Source organism: Gilliamella sp. GillExp13, assembly GCF_001690815.1.
In the GTDB taxonomy this organism is placed as follows: Bacteria; Pseudomonadota; Gammaproteobacteria; order Enterobacterales; family Orbaceae; genus Gilliamella; species Gilliamella bombi.
Genome location: NZ_LZHJ01000103.1, coordinates 23,919 through 40,716 on the forward strand (window position 1 = coordinate 23,919; position 16,798 = coordinate 40,716).

15 protein-coding genes are annotated in these 16,798 nt (G+C 33.1%); 14 read left to right on the forward strand and 1 reads right to left on the reverse strand.

The genetic code is table 11. The annotated features are described in order from the left end of the window. The first annotated feature begins 11 nt into the window (after window positions 1–11). The 8 genes from A9G37_RS07280 (at window position 12) to A9G37_RS07315 (ending at window position 9,980) form a co-directional block, all read left to right on the forward strand. Window positions 12–500: an OmpH family outer membrane protein gene (locus A9G37_RS07280; protein ID WP_034910255.1), complete on the forward strand. Its 489-nt coding sequence runs from the start codon at window positions 12–14 to the stop codon at window positions 498–500. Then, window positions 500–1,528 carry a UDP-3-O-(3-hydroxymyristoyl)glucosamine N-acyltransferase gene (gene lpxD / locus A9G37_RS07285; protein ID WP_065575083.1) on the forward strand — a complete coding sequence of 343 codons (1,029 nt, stop codon included), beginning with the start codon at window positions 500–502 and terminating at the stop codon, window positions 1,526–1,528. Before A9G37_RS07280 ends, lpxD begins: the two co-directional genes overlap by 1 nt. Before the next feature lie 106 nt (window positions 1,529–1,634). Continuing rightward, window positions 1,635–2,936: a trigger factor gene (gene tig / locus A9G37_RS07290; protein WP_065575084.1), complete on the forward strand. Its 1,302-nt coding sequence runs from the start codon at window positions 1,635–1,637 to the stop codon at window positions 2,934–2,936. A 93-nt stretch (window positions 2,937–3,029) separates the two neighbouring features. Continuing rightward, window positions 3,030–3,632: an ATP-dependent Clp endopeptidase proteolytic subunit ClpP gene (clpP, locus tag A9G37_RS07295; protein WP_034910250.1), complete on the forward strand. Its 603-nt coding sequence runs from the start codon at window positions 3,030–3,032 to the stop codon at window positions 3,630–3,632. Between the two features lie 10 nt (window positions 3,633–3,642). Beyond that, entirely contained in the window at window positions 3,643–4,917 is a 1,275-nt protein-coding gene (gene clpX / locus A9G37_RS07300; RefSeq protein ID WP_034910245.1) for an ATP-dependent protease ATP-binding subunit ClpX, read from the forward strand. 188 nt (window positions 4,918–5,105) lie between these two features. Then, window positions 5,106–7,520 carry an endopeptidase La gene (gene lon, locus A9G37_RS07305; protein WP_065575085.1) on the forward strand — a complete coding sequence of 805 codons (2,415 nt, stop codon included), beginning with the start codon at window positions 5,106–5,108 and terminating at the stop codon, window positions 7,518–7,520. Window positions 7,521–7,655: 135 nt separating this feature from the next. Continuing rightward, on the forward strand, window positions 7,656–9,515 hold the full coding sequence (locus tag A9G37_RS07310; RefSeq protein ID WP_065575086.1) for a SurA N-terminal domain-containing protein: 1,860 nt from the start codon (window positions 7,656–7,658) through the stop codon (window positions 9,513–9,515). A 153-nt stretch (window positions 9,516–9,668) separates the two neighbouring features. Further along, window positions 9,669–9,980: a ComEA family DNA-binding protein gene (locus tag A9G37_RS07315; protein WP_065575087.1), complete on the forward strand. Its 312-nt coding sequence runs from the start codon at window positions 9,669–9,671 to the stop codon at window positions 9,978–9,980. A 44-nt stretch (window positions 9,981–10,024) separates the two neighbouring features. On the opposite strand, the gene priA is transcribed toward A9G37_RS07315, so the two are convergent. Next, entirely contained in the window at window positions 10,025–12,193 is a 2,169-nt protein-coding gene (priA, locus tag A9G37_RS07320) for a primosomal protein N' (RefSeq protein WP_065575088.1), read from the reverse strand. 201 nt (window positions 12,194–12,394) lie between these two features. Between priA and moaC the strand changes: the two genes are divergently transcribed. From moaC to A9G37_RS07350, 6 genes are all read left to right on the forward strand, one after another. Then, entirely contained in the window at window positions 12,395–12,880 is a 486-nt protein-coding gene (gene moaC, locus A9G37_RS07325) for a cyclic pyranopterin monophosphate synthase MoaC (protein ID WP_065575089.1), read from the forward strand. 10 nt (window positions 12,881–12,890) lie between these two features. Further along, window positions 12,891–13,136: a molybdopterin synthase sulfur carrier subunit gene (gene moaD, locus A9G37_RS07330; RefSeq protein WP_034910232.1), complete on the forward strand. Its 246-nt coding sequence runs from the start codon at window positions 12,891–12,893 to the stop codon at window positions 13,134–13,136. Window positions 13,137–13,140: 4 nt separating this feature from the next. After that, complete coding sequence (gene moaE, locus A9G37_RS07335) at window positions 13,141–13,584, forward strand: molybdopterin synthase catalytic subunit MoaE (protein ID WP_034910230.1); 444 nt, start codon at window positions 13,141–13,143, stop codon at window positions 13,582–13,584. Between the two features lie 60 nt (window positions 13,585–13,644). Next, a complete protein-coding gene (locus tag A9G37_RS07340) occupies window positions 13,645–14,343 on the forward strand; it encodes a Bax inhibitor-1/YccA family protein (RefSeq protein WP_065575090.1) in 699 nt (232 codons plus the stop codon). A gap of 169 nt (window positions 14,344–14,512) precedes the next feature. Continuing rightward, complete coding sequence (locus tag A9G37_RS07345; RefSeq protein WP_065575091.1) at window positions 14,513–16,354, forward strand: sulfatase-like hydrolase/transferase; 1,842 nt, start codon at window positions 14,513–14,515, stop codon at window positions 16,352–16,354. 73 nt (window positions 16,355–16,427) lie between these two features. Next, a partial coding sequence (locus A9G37_RS07350) for a helix-turn-helix domain-containing protein (RefSeq protein ID WP_176701886.1) occupies window positions 16,428–16,798 on the forward strand: 371 nt, incomplete at its 3' end.

Sequence of the window (16,798 nt, forward strand, 5' to 3'; positions counted from 1 at the left end):
AGGTGATTAAAGTGAAAAAAATTATATATTTTCTTAGTGTTAGTACGGCGTTACTTTTTGCAGGCTTTGTAAATGCTGAAGTAAAGATTGGTGTAGTCGATGTTATGTCAGTATTACAACGCATGCCTCAACGCGAATCGGTTGGTAAAGCATTGGATAGTGAATTTGAAGCAAGAGCTAAATCATTACAAGCTGAAGAAAAGAAAGCAAATGAAGCTGCTGCACGATTAAAAAAAGATGGTTTAACATTATCTTCATCTGAAAAAACGAAATTAAATAAAACAATTTCTGATTTTGAAAATAAAGCTAAGGCTTTTTCAGCAGATTATCGTAAGCGTGAAACAGAAGAAGCAGAGAAATTATTAATTAAAATCCAAGAAGCTATTAAAGATATAGTCGCAAAAGAAAAATACGATATTATTTTAAAAGCAGAAGCCACCTTATCAGCTTCAGATGCGGTTGACATTTCAGACAAAGTGTTGGAAAAGGTTAAAAAATAATGTTTTCCTTTCGTTTAGAGCAATTAGCTAAGCAACTTGATGCTAGGTTACATGGTGATGGTGATTTAGCCATCACTGGTATAGCATCAATGAATAGTGCTATATCAGGTCAAATTACATTTTTATCTGATAAGAAGTTACAAAAGAATTTATTAGAATGCAAAGCTTCTGCTGTGGTAATGACAGAAGAGAGTCTTGAGCATTGGAATGGTGCAGCCCTTATTGTAAAAGATCCATACCTTGCATATGCAAAATTAGCACAATACCTAGATACTACTCCAGCTCCAGCTAAGGATATAGCTACATCAGCAGTGATTGATTCGACAGCTCAATTAGGTAGTAATGTTTCTATTGGCGCTAATGCTGTTATCGAAAGCGGTGTGATATTAGGAGATGATTGTATCATTGGAGCAGGGTGTTTTGTTGGAAAAAATACAACAATAGGTGCAGGTACAAAATTATGGGCTAATGTTTCTATTTATCATAATTGTATTATTGGAGAAAATTGCCTGATTCAATCTGGGACTGTAATTGGTGCAGATGGATTTGGTTATGCTAATGATAAAGGGAAGTGGGTTAAAATTCCTCAATTAGGGAAAGTCGTTATTGGCAATAACGTTGAAATTGGTGCCTCAACGACAATTGATCGCGGTGCACTTGATGATACTATTATTGGAAATGGTGTTATTATTGACAATCAATGTCAGATTGCTCATAACGATGTAATTGGAGATCATACTGCTGTTGCTGGCGGTGTTATTATGGCTGGAAGTTTAACTATTGGTCGACACTGTTTAATCGGTGGTGCAAGTGTTATTAATGGACATATGGAAATATGTGATCAAGTTACAGTAACAGGTATGGGTATGGTAATGCGTCCAATTACACAGCCTGGTGTTTATTCATCAGGTATCCCATTGCAAGAAAACAAAGTATGGCGAAAAACGGCATCATTAGTTTTACATATTGACGAAATGAATAAACGCCTGAAAGCGCTTGAGAAGAAACTATTAAATGTCTCGACGTAGACGATTACGGTCGGTATAATGCATGCCTATTTTTTAATTTTTTAGCTCAATTATCGTTTTTATATAATTATGAGCAAATAATATTCAATAATTTCGAGGTATAAACATGCAAGTTTCGGTAGAAACAACACAAGGATTAGGTCGACGTTTATCTATTACAATTAAAGCTGAAGATATTAAAAAAGCGGTTGATAAAGAGCTTATTAATACAGCAAAAAAAGTACGTATTGATGGTTTTCGTAAAGGAAAAGTCCCTTTAAAAATTGTTGAACAACGTTATGGTGCTTCTATTTTACAAGATGCTTTAGGCGATTTGATGCAACGGAATTTTGTTGACGCTATTATTCAAGAAAAATTAAATCCAGCCGGAGCTCCGACTTATACTCCACAAGAATATAAAAATGGTGAAGACTATACATTTACTGTTGAATTTGAAGTTTACCCAGAAATAAAAGTTGAAAATTTAGATAAAATTGAAGTTGAAAAACCAGTTGCACAAGTTGCTGATGCAGATGTTGAAACAATGATTGAAACATTACGCAAACAACAAGGTACTTGGAAAGAAGTTGAAAAAGCGGCTGAAGAGCAATACCGTGTTACTTTGGATTTTGTCGGTCAAGTCGATGGCGCAGAGTTTGAAGGTGGTAAGGCTAATGATTTTGCATTAGTATTAGGGCAAGGCCGTATGATTCCAGGTTTTGAAGATGCAATTATTGGTCATAAAGTAGGTGATAAGTTTGATATTAATGTGACTTTCCCTGAGGACTATCATGCTGAAAACCTAAAAGGTAAACCTGCCGTATTCGCATCTACACTTAAGAAGGTTGAAGAACTTGAATTACCTGAACTAACCGAAGATGTTGTTAAACGTTTTGGTATTGTAGATGGTACCGTTGAAAGTTTGCGAGCTGAAGTTCGTAAAAATATGACAAGAGAACTCAACGCAACAATTCGTAACAAAGTAAAAACACAAGCTATTGATGGTTTAGTTAAAAATAATGAGATTGATATACCAGTGGCATTAATCGATCGTGAAATTGATGTGTTACGTCAACAAGCCTTATCTCGCTTTGGTGGTAATGTCAAACAAGGTATGGAATTACCGAAAGAATTATTTGAAGCTGAGGCTAAAAAACGTGTTGCTACAGGCTTATTATTTAGTGAAATAATTGAAAGTAATAAATTAACTGCAGACGAATCACGCATTCAAGCATTAATTGATGAAATTGCGACTGCATATGAAGATCCAAAGGAAGTTTCAGAATATTATCACAAAGATAAAAAAGCAATGGAGAATATTCGAGCTGTTGCATTAGAAGATCAAGTTGTAGATCTGTTGTTAGCTAGTGCGAAAGTAACAGAAAAAAATTATTCATTTTCTGAATTAATGAATCAGCAGATGGCTTAATCTATTAGCCTTTTCATTTAATTTAAAAACGCTCACTTTTAAGCCCAAATATGTATTATCTGTTTGGGCTATTTTGTTAATTAGGAGATAAAAATGCCTTTAGAATCATATATGGGTGTTATTCCAATGGTAGTTGAACAAAGCTCTCGGGGTGAACGAGCTTATGATATTTACTCACGGCTATTAAAAGAGCGAGTTATATTTTTGACGGGACAAGTTGAAGATAATATGGCAAACCTTATTATTGCTCAAATGTTGTTTCTAGAAGCAGAGAATCCTGATAAAGATATCCATTTGTATATCAATTCACCTGGTGGAGTTGTTACAGCTGGTATGGCTATTTATGATACAATGCAATTTATAAAACCAGATGTTAGTACAATTTGTTTGGGACAGGCTTGTTCAATGGGGTCATTGCTTTTAACAGCTGGAGCTAAAGGTAAACGTTATTGCTTACCAAATGCACGTGTCATGATTCACCAACCATTAGGTGGTTTTCAAGGACAGGCTTCTGATATCCAAATACATGCACAAGAGATTTTACAGGTAAAAAACCGATTAAATAATATTTTAGCAATGCACACAGGTCAAGATATTAGTGTGATTGAAAAAGATACCGACCGTGATAATTTTATGTCTGCGGATAAAGCAGTTGAATATGGTTTAGTTGATGCCATATATAGTAAACGATCTTAATGTTGGGTAGGTGGTAAACGTGAATAAAGAAAGTTCAAAAAAATTACTCTATTGTACTTTTTGTGGTAAAAGTGAGCATGAAGTCCGTAAACTTATTGCTGGTCCATCATCTATTTATATTTGTAATGAATGCATAGGATTATGTAATGATATTTTAAAAGAAGAGAAAAAAAGTTTTCTTTCTCATGAAGAGTTTATTAGTAAACCATTACCAACACCACACGAAATTAGAGAGCATCTTGATGAATATGTAATAGGTCAAGAAAGAGCTAAAAAAGTTTTATCTGTCGCTGTTTATAATCATTACAAGCGCTTACGTAACCATGCTAGTCGTAGTGATGTTGAATTAGGCAAAAGTAATATTTTGCTTATAGGACCTACTGGTAGTGGTAAAACGTTATTAGCTGAAACTTTAGCTCGTTTTTTAGACGTTCCTTTTGCTATGGCCGATGCAACAACATTAACTGAAGCAGGTTATGTTGGTGAAGATGTAGAGAATATTATTCAAAAATTATTACAGAATTGTGATTATGATGTTGAAAAAGCTCAGAGGGGTATTATTTACGTTGATGAAATCGATAAAATTTCACGAAAATCGGATAACCCATCTATTACTAGAGATGTTTCTGGTGAGGGAGTTCAACAGGCTTTATTGAAAATTATTGAAGGCACTATTGCTTCAGTTCCGCCAAAAGGTGGACGTAAACATCCTCAGCAGGAGTTTTTGCAAGTAGATACTTCAAAAATTCTATTTATTTGCGGTGGTGCATTTAGTGGTTTGGATAAAGTCATTGAAAATCGTGTATCAATTAACACAGGAATAGGTTTTGGTGCTGAGGTAACAAGTACTAAAAATAAACTTTCTGAGTCGGAGCTATTAGCCAAAATTGAGGCTGAAGACTTAGTTAAGTTTGGTTTAATTCCTGAGTTTATCGGAAGATTACCTGTTATAGGAACATTATCCGAATTAGATAAAAATGCTTTAATTAATATTCTGACGGAACCTAAAAACGCCTTGACTAAACAATTTCAAACTTTGTTTGAGTTAGATGGTGTTGAACTTGAGTTTACGAGAGAAGCCTTGGATGCTATCGCTATAAAAGCGATGCAAAGAAAAACAGGAGCGAGAGGTTTGCGTTCAATTGTTGAAAATATATTATTAGATACAATGTATGACTTACCATCAATGGATACTATTAACAAAGTAATTGTTGAAAAAGAAACCGTTGAACAATCTCTAGCACCGAAATTAATCCATCGTGAAGATGCTGAAATCTCGGCTTGAAATATATATTTGCCATCATAGATATGATGGCAAGAGCTATACCTCAAATTAATATTAAAGCAGAATTTCCGTAAACACTGTCAAGATGTTCTAGAATTAGTGTATGTTAAAACAAAAAAGATAGGCTTGAATATCTAAAAATGACCCCAATATTTATCTAATAGATTTGTACTACTAGAGAGAATAAAATGAAAATAAAACGAACTAAACAAATGATTATGCCTATTTTACCATTGCGTGATGTTGTTGTATTTCCACATATGGTAATTCCTCTCTTTGTTGGTAGAAGTAAATCAATACGTTGCTTAGAAGCTGCAATGGAAATGGATAAGCAAGTCTTTCTTGTAACCCAAAAAAATCCTTCTCAAGATGATCCTGATATAGATGATTTATATGATGTCGGAACTGTGGCCAATGTTTTACAATTACTTCAATTACCAGATGGAACAGTAAAAGTTCTTGTTGAAGGTATTGCAAGAGCTAAAATGAATGACATTGTTGAGAACAACGATTATGAATTTTTTATTGCAAAAGTCAAACCATTAAGTGAAGTAAAAAAAGCCGCGGATATAAGTGAGGCTATGATACGCTTAACTTTATCTAACTTTGATGAATACTCAAAACTAAACAAAAAAATAACTCAGGAAGTTGTTGATTCTATACGTTTTTTGAAAGAGCCTTCACGTTTAGCCGACTCTATTGCTGCAACTCTATTCTTGAAAGTTGAACAAAAACAAGAGATTTTAGAAACCGCTAATCTTATAAAGCGTTTCGAATTGCTTATTTCATTGATGGAATCAGAAATTGATTTACTACAAGTTGAAAAAAATATTCGACAACGAGTTAAACACCAAATGGAAAAGGCTCAAAGGGAGTATTACCTCAATGAGCAAATTAAAGCTATTCATAAAGAGTTAGGCGATATAGATAATAAACCTGATGAATATGAAGAATTAAAAGAAAAAATTACTAAAGCTAAAATGCCAAAAGAAGCTACAGATAAAGCATTAGCTGAGCTTAATAAACTTAAAATGATGCCAGCGATGTCTGCTGAGGCAACGGTTGTTCGGGGATATGTTGATTGGATGCTTCAAGTTCCTTGGTATAAGCGTAGTAACGTTAAAAAAGATATTGAAGCTGCACAAAAAGTTTTAGATAAAGATCATTATGGACTTGAACGTGTAAAAGATAGAATTTTAGAATATTTAGCAGTTCAAGGCCGTGTTAATAAAGTTAAAGGTCCAATTTTATGTTTAGTTGGTCCTCCTGGTGTGGGGAAAACGTCACTTGGCCAATCTATTGCTAAAGCGACAGGACGTCAATATATACGAATGGCGCTTGGTGGTGTACGTGACGAAGCTGAAATACGTGGACATAGGCGTACATATATTGGTTCAATGCCAGGTAAATTAATTCAACGTATGGTGAAAGTAGGAGTTAAAAACCCGTTATTTTTATTAGATGAGATAGATAAGATGGCATCGGATATGCGTGGCGACCCTGCATCTGCATTATTGGAAGTACTTGATCCTGAACAAAATAATGCTTTTAGTGACCATTATTTAGAAGTTGACTACGATTTATCTGATGTGATGTTTGTTGCAACGGCTAACTCTATGAATATTCCTGCGCCATTATTGGATAGGATGGAAGTTATTCGTCTTTCTGGCTATACAGAAGATGAGAAATTGAATATAGCAAAGCAACACCTAATTGCTAAGCAGATTGAAAATAATGGTTTGAAATCAAAAGAAATCAGTATTGATGACTCAGCTATTATTGGAATCATTCGTTATTATACGCGGGAAGCTGGGGTTAGAAACCTAGAAAGAGAGATTGCAAAAATTTGTCGTAAAGTTGTTAAGCAATTAGCATTAAATAATAAATTGAAAAAGGTAATTGTGACACAGGATAACTTAAAAGATTTCTTGGGAATACAGCGTTTTGATTACGGTAAGGCAGATAACGAAAACCGCATTGGACAAGTTATTGGTCTTGCTTGGACAGAAGTGGGGGGAGATTTACTTACTATTGAATCTGTAAGTGTTTTAGGTAAAGGAAAATTGACTTACACTGGTTCATTAGGTGATGTTATGCAAGAATCGATTCAAACGGCATTAACAGTTGTTCGATCTCGTGCAGAAAAATTGGGTATTAATAGTGATTTTTATGAAAAACGCGATATCCATGTGCATGTGCCTGATGGAGCAACACCAAAAGATGGGCCGAGTGCAGGTATAGCAATGTGTACTTCACTAATTTCAACATTAACGGGTAATCCAGTTCGCTCTGATGTTGCTATGACGGGCGAAATAACATTACGCGGTGAAGTTTTACCTATCGGCGGATTAAAAGAAAAGTTATTAGCTGCACACCGAGGTGGAATTAAAACTGTATTGATTCCAATGGATAATGTTAAAGACTTGGAAGATATTCCTGATAATGTAAAATCTGAAGTTGATATACATCCAGTAAAATGGATTGATGATGTGCTTACAATTGCATTGCAGAATAATCCATTTGGTATAGAGCCAGTACCAACAACTAGAAAAGCTATTAAGAAATTAAAAAATAGCGTCGATAATTCAGCTATATTAAACTAGTTATTTATTAATTTAATAAAAGATCAACTCTATGTTGATCTTTTTTTTATGCTACATAACATTCGGACAATAGCCAATTTAGTTAAATATGCTATACTTTTATAATTCAACATTTGGTATGGAGAATCGCAATAAATGATGGAGACAATCCGAACAGCAGCAAATAATATTGTTGTTAAGATTATTTTTGCAATAATTATTTTATGTTTTATTTTCACTGGCGTCGGATTCTTAGGTTTTGGTGGCAGTGTAAGTGTTCAAGATCAACAGAAATATATCGCAAAAGTTGATGATGAAGGTATTAGTCGGGCCGAATTCGAAGCTCAAGCTAAAGCAGTAACAGCGAATGCTGGAGGTGATAGTTCTTTTATCAAAAAATTACGCCGTAATGTTTTATCTTATCAAATTGATAATTATTTAGCTTATAAATTTTCGAAAAAAGTTGGTGTAGCTATTAGTAATGATCAAATTAAAAAGTTTATCAAAAAACAAAAAGAGTTTTTTAAAAATGGTAAATTTGATAATCAGACATATTTAAACCTTCTAGCTGAAAATAATTTTACTCCAGATAGTTATGCTGAAATTATAAGAACTGTATTACAGCAACAACAGACTGTTAATGCTATAATAAATAGTAATTTTATTTTGCCAATTGATTCTGAAATAGCTTCTCTTAAAAATCAAACTAGAAGTGTATATGCTACTTCTGTTAATGCTTCTGTAAGTGATGTGGATGAGTCGAATGTTACGTTGGATGATGAACAAAAATATTATAATGAACATTTAAAAGAATTTTTCAAAAATGAGCGTGTAAAAGTTAAATATATTGTGACTTCTGACGAATCTTTGAGAAAAACAATTAGTGTCACTGAAAAAGAAATTAAAAATGAGTATGATAAAAATATTAAAACTTATTCATATCCTGCTAAGAGAGCTTATAGTGTAATTTTTGTGACTAATAAAGAACAAGCTAATGAAATTGCAAAGGATCTTTTGTCTGGTTCTGATTTTGATACTATTGTTAAAACTGTTAATCAGAATCATGATATTTCACCTTATGGCAAAAATGGTTCATTAGGCTGGTTTGCTGATGATGATTCATTACCTCAAGTTTTTAAAGATGCTCAATTGAAGAAAGTAGGGAAAATTTCATCGCCAATAACCGTTGATGGTGGTTACGCAATAGTGAAATTAGATGGTATACAACCTAAAAAAGTTATGGATTTTGATTATGCTAAATACCAAATCAGGCCAAAGCTTACTGAACAAAAAATACAAAAAGCATTAGAAAATGAAGAAAATAGAATTAAAACTGCATTACATGATTCTCCTAAAAGTATTGAAGATCTTGCCAACAAACTTGGATTTGAAGTAAAGACCTCAAATTGGATATCTTTCAACGATAAGTTTTCACTTGCTGCTCATCCAGAGGTTAGGGATGTGATTTTTAGTGAAGAAATGATAGTCGATGGTAAGGCAACGAATAAAGTTTCTGATTTAATACCTGTAGATAGAAGTTTTGGGAAGTATGATTTTGTTGTACAAACAGTTGATTATCGTCCTGAAGGTATAGCTCCATTTGATGAAGTTAAAGAAGATATCCATAATAAACTTTTTACAGAGATGGCTCAAAGCCAGTTTAAATCTAGTGTTGATAATATATTGACTCAACTTAACGAAACTGGAAAAGCCAAAAATGTCCAATTTGCAAAAAAATATATTTTGAATCGAAATTCAACAGAACTTGATCAAAAAGTTGTTAATATGGTCTTTAATTTGAATCCTTCTTCATCGGGGAAGACTGTTTATGGTGTGGAATTTTTAGATGATAAAAATGCTTATATTGTTGCGCTAACTAAGGTAGATACCCCAACAGAATATGAAGATATTTCTTCTGAGTTGTTACCTTTATTTATTAATAATACGCATTATTATCTTGCTGCTGACATACGCTCTAAGGCTAAGATAGAAATTATGCCTGATTCCAATTTGTGATTTAACTCCCAAAATAGTAGAAATAATTGAAAAAATGAAAAGTCACTTAGGTGGCTTTTCTCATTTTTATTATTAATGAAATTTTTTTATTTGATGAAGTGAGATAGTTATAAAGCAAATTTAATTGCGTAACTATTTTATGAGGTTAATCAAATGAAAGTATTTTCAATATTATGTATTATATTATCAAATTTTATTTTTTCGAATATAAGCTTTGCTAATTCGGTTCCAGAAACACCAACTTCCGTTAAACAAGAACAAAAACAAGTTGTTCAAGTAAATATCAATACTGCAACAGCAGAAGAATTATCAAAAGTATTGACTGGAATTGGGGCAAGTAAAGCTCAGAAGATTATAGAATATCGGGAAAAGTTTGGCCCTTTTGTTTCAGTTGAGCAGCTAAAGGAAGTTTCAGGTATTGGACAGGCAACATTGGATAAAAACGCTGGTAAAATAATATTATAATTTATTATCTCCACTAATTAATTATTGGTGGAGATAATATCAATCTAATTATCAATAGGATCAACATCAATGCTCCATCTAACTTTTGATGTTTCGCTCCATTTTCCTATTACGATTAATAGTTGATCCAAAATTTTCTGTAATTGTTGTCTACTTGTATGTTGAAGTAGTAATTGCCAACGATGATATCCTGCTTTTTTCGGTTGACTTGCAGGCATTGGCCCCAACTGCCATAAAGTATTATTACTATGTTCTTTTAGCCAATCATGCGCATGTTGTAAGAATGCTGGAGCGTAATAATTGTTACGATCAGCTGCACGAATTAATGTTTGGTAACTAAACGGAGGTAATTGTGTATGTTGCCGTTCTTGTAACGTTAGTTTGGCAAATCTTTCATAACCTTGAGTTAGTAAAATATTGAGCAAAGGGTGATCTGGATGATATGTTTGTAAAATAACTTGCCCAGCTTTAGTTTCTCGACCCGCTCTTCCTGATACTTGAGTATAAATTTGGGCAAATCGTTCAGTTGCCCGAAAATCATTTGAGAATAAAGCACCATCCACATCAACAATTCCAACCAAGGTTACATCTGGAAAATGATGTCCTTTAGCTAAAATTTGTGTACCAACTAGAATGTGTGCTCCTCCTTGTTGGATACTTTGTAAATAGTTATCTAATGCGCCTTTTTTACTCACTGTATCTCGATCAATGCGACTAATTTTGATATTAGGAAAAAGGATTTCTAGTTGTTGTTCAAGTTGTTCTGTCCCAAACCCAATAGGCATTAAATGTGTTGAACCACATTTTGGGCATTGTTTAGGAACTGTTCTTGGTGTATCGCAATAATGACATATGAGTTTATGTTGTTTTTGATGTAATGTATAAGGTTTATCACAGCGAGGACATTCAGCAATCCAACCGCAATCATGGCATATTAATAATGGTGAAAAACCTCGGCGATTTAAAAATAGCATTACCTGATTATTATTAGATAAATGCTTTTTTATTTGTTCAATTAATGGTTGAGATAAACCAGCAGTAAGTACTAACCCACGCAGATCCAAAATTGACTGTTTGGCTAGCATTGCATTACCGGCTCTTTCGGTTAATTGTAATAAATGATATTTGTGATTTTGCGCATTATTGAGTGTTTCAAGTGAAGGTGTTGCAGAACCTAAAACAATTGGAATATTGTTAAATTTTGCGCGGATAATTGCTAGATCTCGAGCATGATAACGCCAACCTTCTTGTTGCTTATAAGAACTATCATGCTCTTCATCAATAATAATCATTCCTAAGTCTTTAAAGGGAGTAAAAAGTGATGAGCGAGTGCCAACAACAATAGCATTTTCACCATGTTGACTTCTTAACCAAACAGAGAGTCTTTGTTTATCCGTTAATCCTGAGTGTAAAATATCAATTGGCGCATTAAAGCGTTTTTTAAAACGTCCAATTGTTTGCGGTGTTAACCCAATTTCTGGAACTAGTACTAATGCTTGTTTACCTGTAGCTAATATATTAGATAGTATGTTTAAATATACTTCTGTTTTACCCGAACCAGTCACTCCTTCTAATAAAAATACTTCAAATTGATGATTTTTGTTGTTGATTGTTTCTATAGCATAGGTCTGTTCTTTATTTAGCTGAATTGAACTAGTATTTGTTGAAAAATTGGTTTGCCATTGAATATTATCGGATTGGCAGTTTACTTGTTCTATAAGATTTTTTTTCTGTAATTCTTTATAAATAGTGTTATTTACGTCATTTTCAGAAAGAGTATTATTTCTGAATGATGATAATAATAATTTTTGTTTTGGAGTCCGTGATAACGATTCTAAATCAATATTTTTACCCAATTGAGTTAATTGCCATTGTTTTATATCTTCCTTGATTGCTTTTCGCCCTTGTCGTAATAAAACAGGTATAGAATAGAATAGAACTTCGCCAATAGGATAATGGTAATAACTAGCTGCCCAGTTTAACAACTGCCAAATAGAAGGCGTAAAAACAGGTTCAGTATCAATGACAGTTGTAATCGTTTTTAAGCTTTCAATATCAAATTCGGTTTTTTCGTCAATACTAACAATAATTCCTATTGCGTCACGTTTACCGAAAGGAACTTTAACCCGCATTCCAACTTGAGCTGGTTTAGTTAATTGATAATCAAATATTTGGTAAAGAGGTACAGGTAAGGCTATATGAGCGATAAGCATTAAAAATCACAAGTATTATAATTTATATAAAGCTATATTGTACGCAGTTTTTACATAACCCGCAAAAGTTATAAAAACAATCTAGTTTTTATTCATCTAGATTTATTACATTAATAGCCTTAAAAGGATTAGTAGTAACTATTAATAAAATTTGCTATCTTGGTAAAAATTGATGATTAATAAAATATTAAGGATTAAAGGATGAGTGAATCATTTTCGCACATTAATCAGCGAGGTGAAGCTTATATGGTTGATGTGTCTGAAAAACTAATAACAACACGCGAAGCAAGAGCTGAGTCATTAGTCTTAATGAATTCTGAAACACTGAAGATGATTATTGAGGGTAAACATCATAAAGGCGATGTTTTTGCAACAGCAAGAATTGCAGGGATTCAAGCTGCTAAAAAGGCTTGGGAGCTTATTCCGCTTTGTCATCCACTTTTTTTGAGTAAAATTGAAATTAACATAGAAGTAGATCAAATAAAAAATTGTGTCCGAGTTCAATCGTTTTGTCGATTGAATGGGCAAACAGGTGTTGAAATGGAAGCAATGGTTGCCGCATCCGTTGCTGCTTTAACCATTTACGATATGTGCAAAGCGGTTCAAAAAGATATGGTGATTTCTCAAGTAAGATTGTTGACGAAGAGTGGTGGTAGGTCAGGGGACTTTATTGCCCAAAAGGTTTAATAGATAGAAGATGAATAAAGTTATTTTTTTCGCTCAAATTAGAGAATTAGTTGGGACTGAGAGTGTTATGTTAGATGCTAATCAACTTTCAGTTTCCTATCTTATCGATCAGTTAAGTGAACGTGGTGAACAATGGTTTTTGGCATTTAAGGAAAACCCTGTTTTATGCGCTGTAAATCAAACTTTGGTTGATTTTGATTATATTGTGAAAGAAGGTGATGAAATTGCTTTCTTTCCTCCTGTAACAGGTGGATAACATTATGGATCTTATCAAGGTTAGTGAGCAGCCGATTGATGTTAATAAGCTAAACGACTGGCTTTCACAATTACCACAAGATGGTGCTGTTGTCTCTTTTATGGGCAAAGTTCGTAGTAATGAAAAACAAATAATAAGCTTATTTTTAGAACATTATGCAGGAATGACAGAGAAAATCTTGGGTAATCTTATAGCCCAAGCCAGAAAGCGGTGGCAATTAAGTCGAGTTGCGGTAATTCATCGAGTAGGTGAAATTAGCGCAAATGAAAAGATTGTCTTTGTGGGAGCAAGTAGCGCACATCGTTCAGATGCGTTTGCAGCAGTAGAGTTCATTATGGATGTATTAAAGAACGAAGCGCCTTTTTGGAAAAAAGAACGAACGCCCCAAGGCGAAACTTGGGTTGAAGCAAAAAAAACAGATAAAGAAGCATTGAGAAAATGGTATTAGTATTTATTTAGTATATAATGATATTAAGTCATGTCATTCTTTTTTAATGAGAGGTAATTAATGAGAAATTATTCACCTAATGGTTCTATTATTGAACAATCTGGTAACCGCGTGCAAACATACATGAGTCATGTTTATGGTTGGATGACCGTCGGATTGATTTTAACAGCCCTAGTTGCTTGGTTTGCATCTAATAACTATGCGCTTTTGAACGTTTTATATCAAGGTATGTGGGTGTTACTTATTGCTGAATTTGCTTTAGTTATTGCTATTTCTGCATTGATTAATCGTCTTTCTGGAGCTGTTGCGACAACGTTATTCATGCTTTATTCGGTTTTAAATGGTTGCACATTTTCGATTTATTTTATTGTTTATACTTCATCATCAATAGCAAGTGTATTTTTTATTACTGCTGGAATGTTTGCAGCTTTGGCTCTTTATGGTTATACCACTAAACGTGATTTGTCTGGTTTTGGACGTTTTTTATTTATGGGATTAGTGGGTATTGTAATTGCTTCGCTCGTTAATATCTTCATGCAAAGCCAACCATTAATGTGGGCTATTACATATATTGGTGTATTTGTTTTTGCTGGATTAACAGCTTATGATACACAAAAATTGAAGGAGTTAGGCGATCAATTATCGCAGGATGATCCTAATATGTTTAGGAGATTTGTTATTTTAGGTGCACTAACCCTTTATCTTGATTTCATTAACTTATTCATTATGTTGTTAAGAATTTTTGCAGATCGTCGATAATTGCATTTAATTCAACTAAAAGGGCTCTAAATTGAGCCTTTTTTGTTAAAATTTTATTAGAATCGTATTTTTTAGTGCTAGTTTGTTAAAAAGTTTCAGGAAAGACTATGTTTCAATATAAAATACAGTAAAATTCTTATTATAATGAATTAATAACTTACTTAACACTATGAAAAAATTATACTATTTTGCCTTAATTAATCTATTTATTTCATCAATACTATCAATTCGTTTCTTTCTTGTCCCTGAGGCATCATTTAATTGGCCGAGTGTGGCATTTTCAATATTTGCTGTATTGGGGCATTTTTTCTCGGCTTATTTATTACTTTTGGTTGTTTGTATACTTCTTTTATGGTTTAAACAAGCTATTCGCAATATTATTTTAGCTGCAATATTTAGCTTTATTCAAATTGGATTATATATCGATACTATTGTATTTCAACAGTATCGATTTCACGTAAATCAATCTGTCTTATCCATGGTTTTGTCTGGACAGGTTGTCGATTTTTCGATAATTACCTATTTTTTAATGTTTACGCTTATTGTTGTTGTATTTTGCACAGAGTATTTTATTCTTTACTTGCTCAATAACAAATTAACTTCATTGCATAAAAATTCAAGAATTGTTTTATTATCAACAATATTTCTTTTTAGTTCATTTTTAATTAGTCATGTTGTGCACATGATTGCATTTTATTATGCTTATTCGCCTATTATGATAGTGAAAGAATATATTCCACTTTATCGACCATTTGCGTCAAAAAGAATCATGAATTTTTTTGATGAAAAAGGGCAACGAAAAGTCGTGTATAACAAAGATAATAGTAATGCTAGTGTTGATTACCCCAAAAATCCTTTAGTGATTAATCCGGAAAATAAAAAAACTAAAAATATTATGTTTATTGTTTTGGATTCTTGGCGATATGATACGTTTAGTGAAGAAATTTCGCCTAATACATTTCGTTTTGTTAAGCAGAATAATGGGGTTATTTTTGATAACCATTATTCAACTGGTAATGCAACACGTACAGGTATTTTTGGTTTGTTTTATGGTATTCCAGGTACTTATTGGGATTCATTTTTACGAAATAGTGTTCCTTCACTCTTTATCACAACACTACAGAAAGAAAACTATAATATTGGGATTTTTACATCAGCTAAAGTAACTGCTCCAGAATTTGATCGAACAGCCTTTGTTACCATTAAAAATTTAAGAATTAGTAGTAAAGATGGTTCGGCATCTAATCGAGATAAACAAATCACTGATGATTGGCTTGCATGGTATAAACTACGAGATACATCTAGACCGACATTTTCTTTTTTATTTTATGATGCTCCTCATGCTTATGATTTTCCTAATGATTTTTATGTGAAGTTCAAACCTGTTGGGGATCTTAATTATATGACATTGAGTAATGACACCGATCCTTTGCCTATTTTTAATCGTTACAAGCAAAGTGTTTATTATGATGATTATTTACTACAAAATATTTATGATGAGCTTGTAGAATCAGGTTCGTTAGATAATACAATATTGATTATTACAGGTGATCATGCTCAAGAGATGAATGATAATAAATTAGGATTTTGGGGGCATAATGGTAATTATACGGATGCACAAACAAAGGTGCCTTTTATTATTATTGGTGGTAAAGAATTAGAGAGCCTGAAAAATAATAGTACAAAAATAACAAGCCATGAAGATGTCGTTCCAACCCTAATGAAACATTATTTATATGTGAAAAATGATATAAGTGATTATTCGACAGGTTATGATTTATTTAATTCTATAACTGAACGTAACTGGCTTTTGATGTCTAATTATAGCTCTTATGCGGTGAGAACATCTGATAATATTTATCTTGTTAATCGATTAGGTATTAGTCATTATATGGATTTACATAATCGTGAAGTTGATGAAGTGCCAAATTATCAATATATTCAAGAAGCAATGAATCATATGCGTTATTTTTCTCAATCACCTGGATTCAAACATGAGGTGCAATTTTAAACACGGTGGAGTGAAGAAAGTAGAAAGGCGATTTATACTAGCACCTTCGCACCACCACAGTTTGGAGATTGCTATGTATTATAATCACCTTTCTAGGAAGGAAAGATACCAGATTTTCGTATTATTACAAGCCGGAAAGAATAAAAAAGAGATAGCCCAGCTACTCAATAGACATCCTTCGACAATAAGTCGAGAGATAAAAAGAAACTCAAAACCTAATCAAGCCTATCAAGCACATGATGCGGTAACCCTAGCTAGGAAAAGGCGAAAAAACAGCGGTAATGGTAAGCCAATAGAGTCTTCGGTATGGCGCCAAGTTGAAAAATACCTCATGCTTTATTACAGCCCAGAGCAGATTGCTGCACGTTTAAAGAAAGTCAGCGTCCAATCAATCTATAACTATCTTTATCAAAATAAAGCGCGCTATGAACAATTCAAACCTTA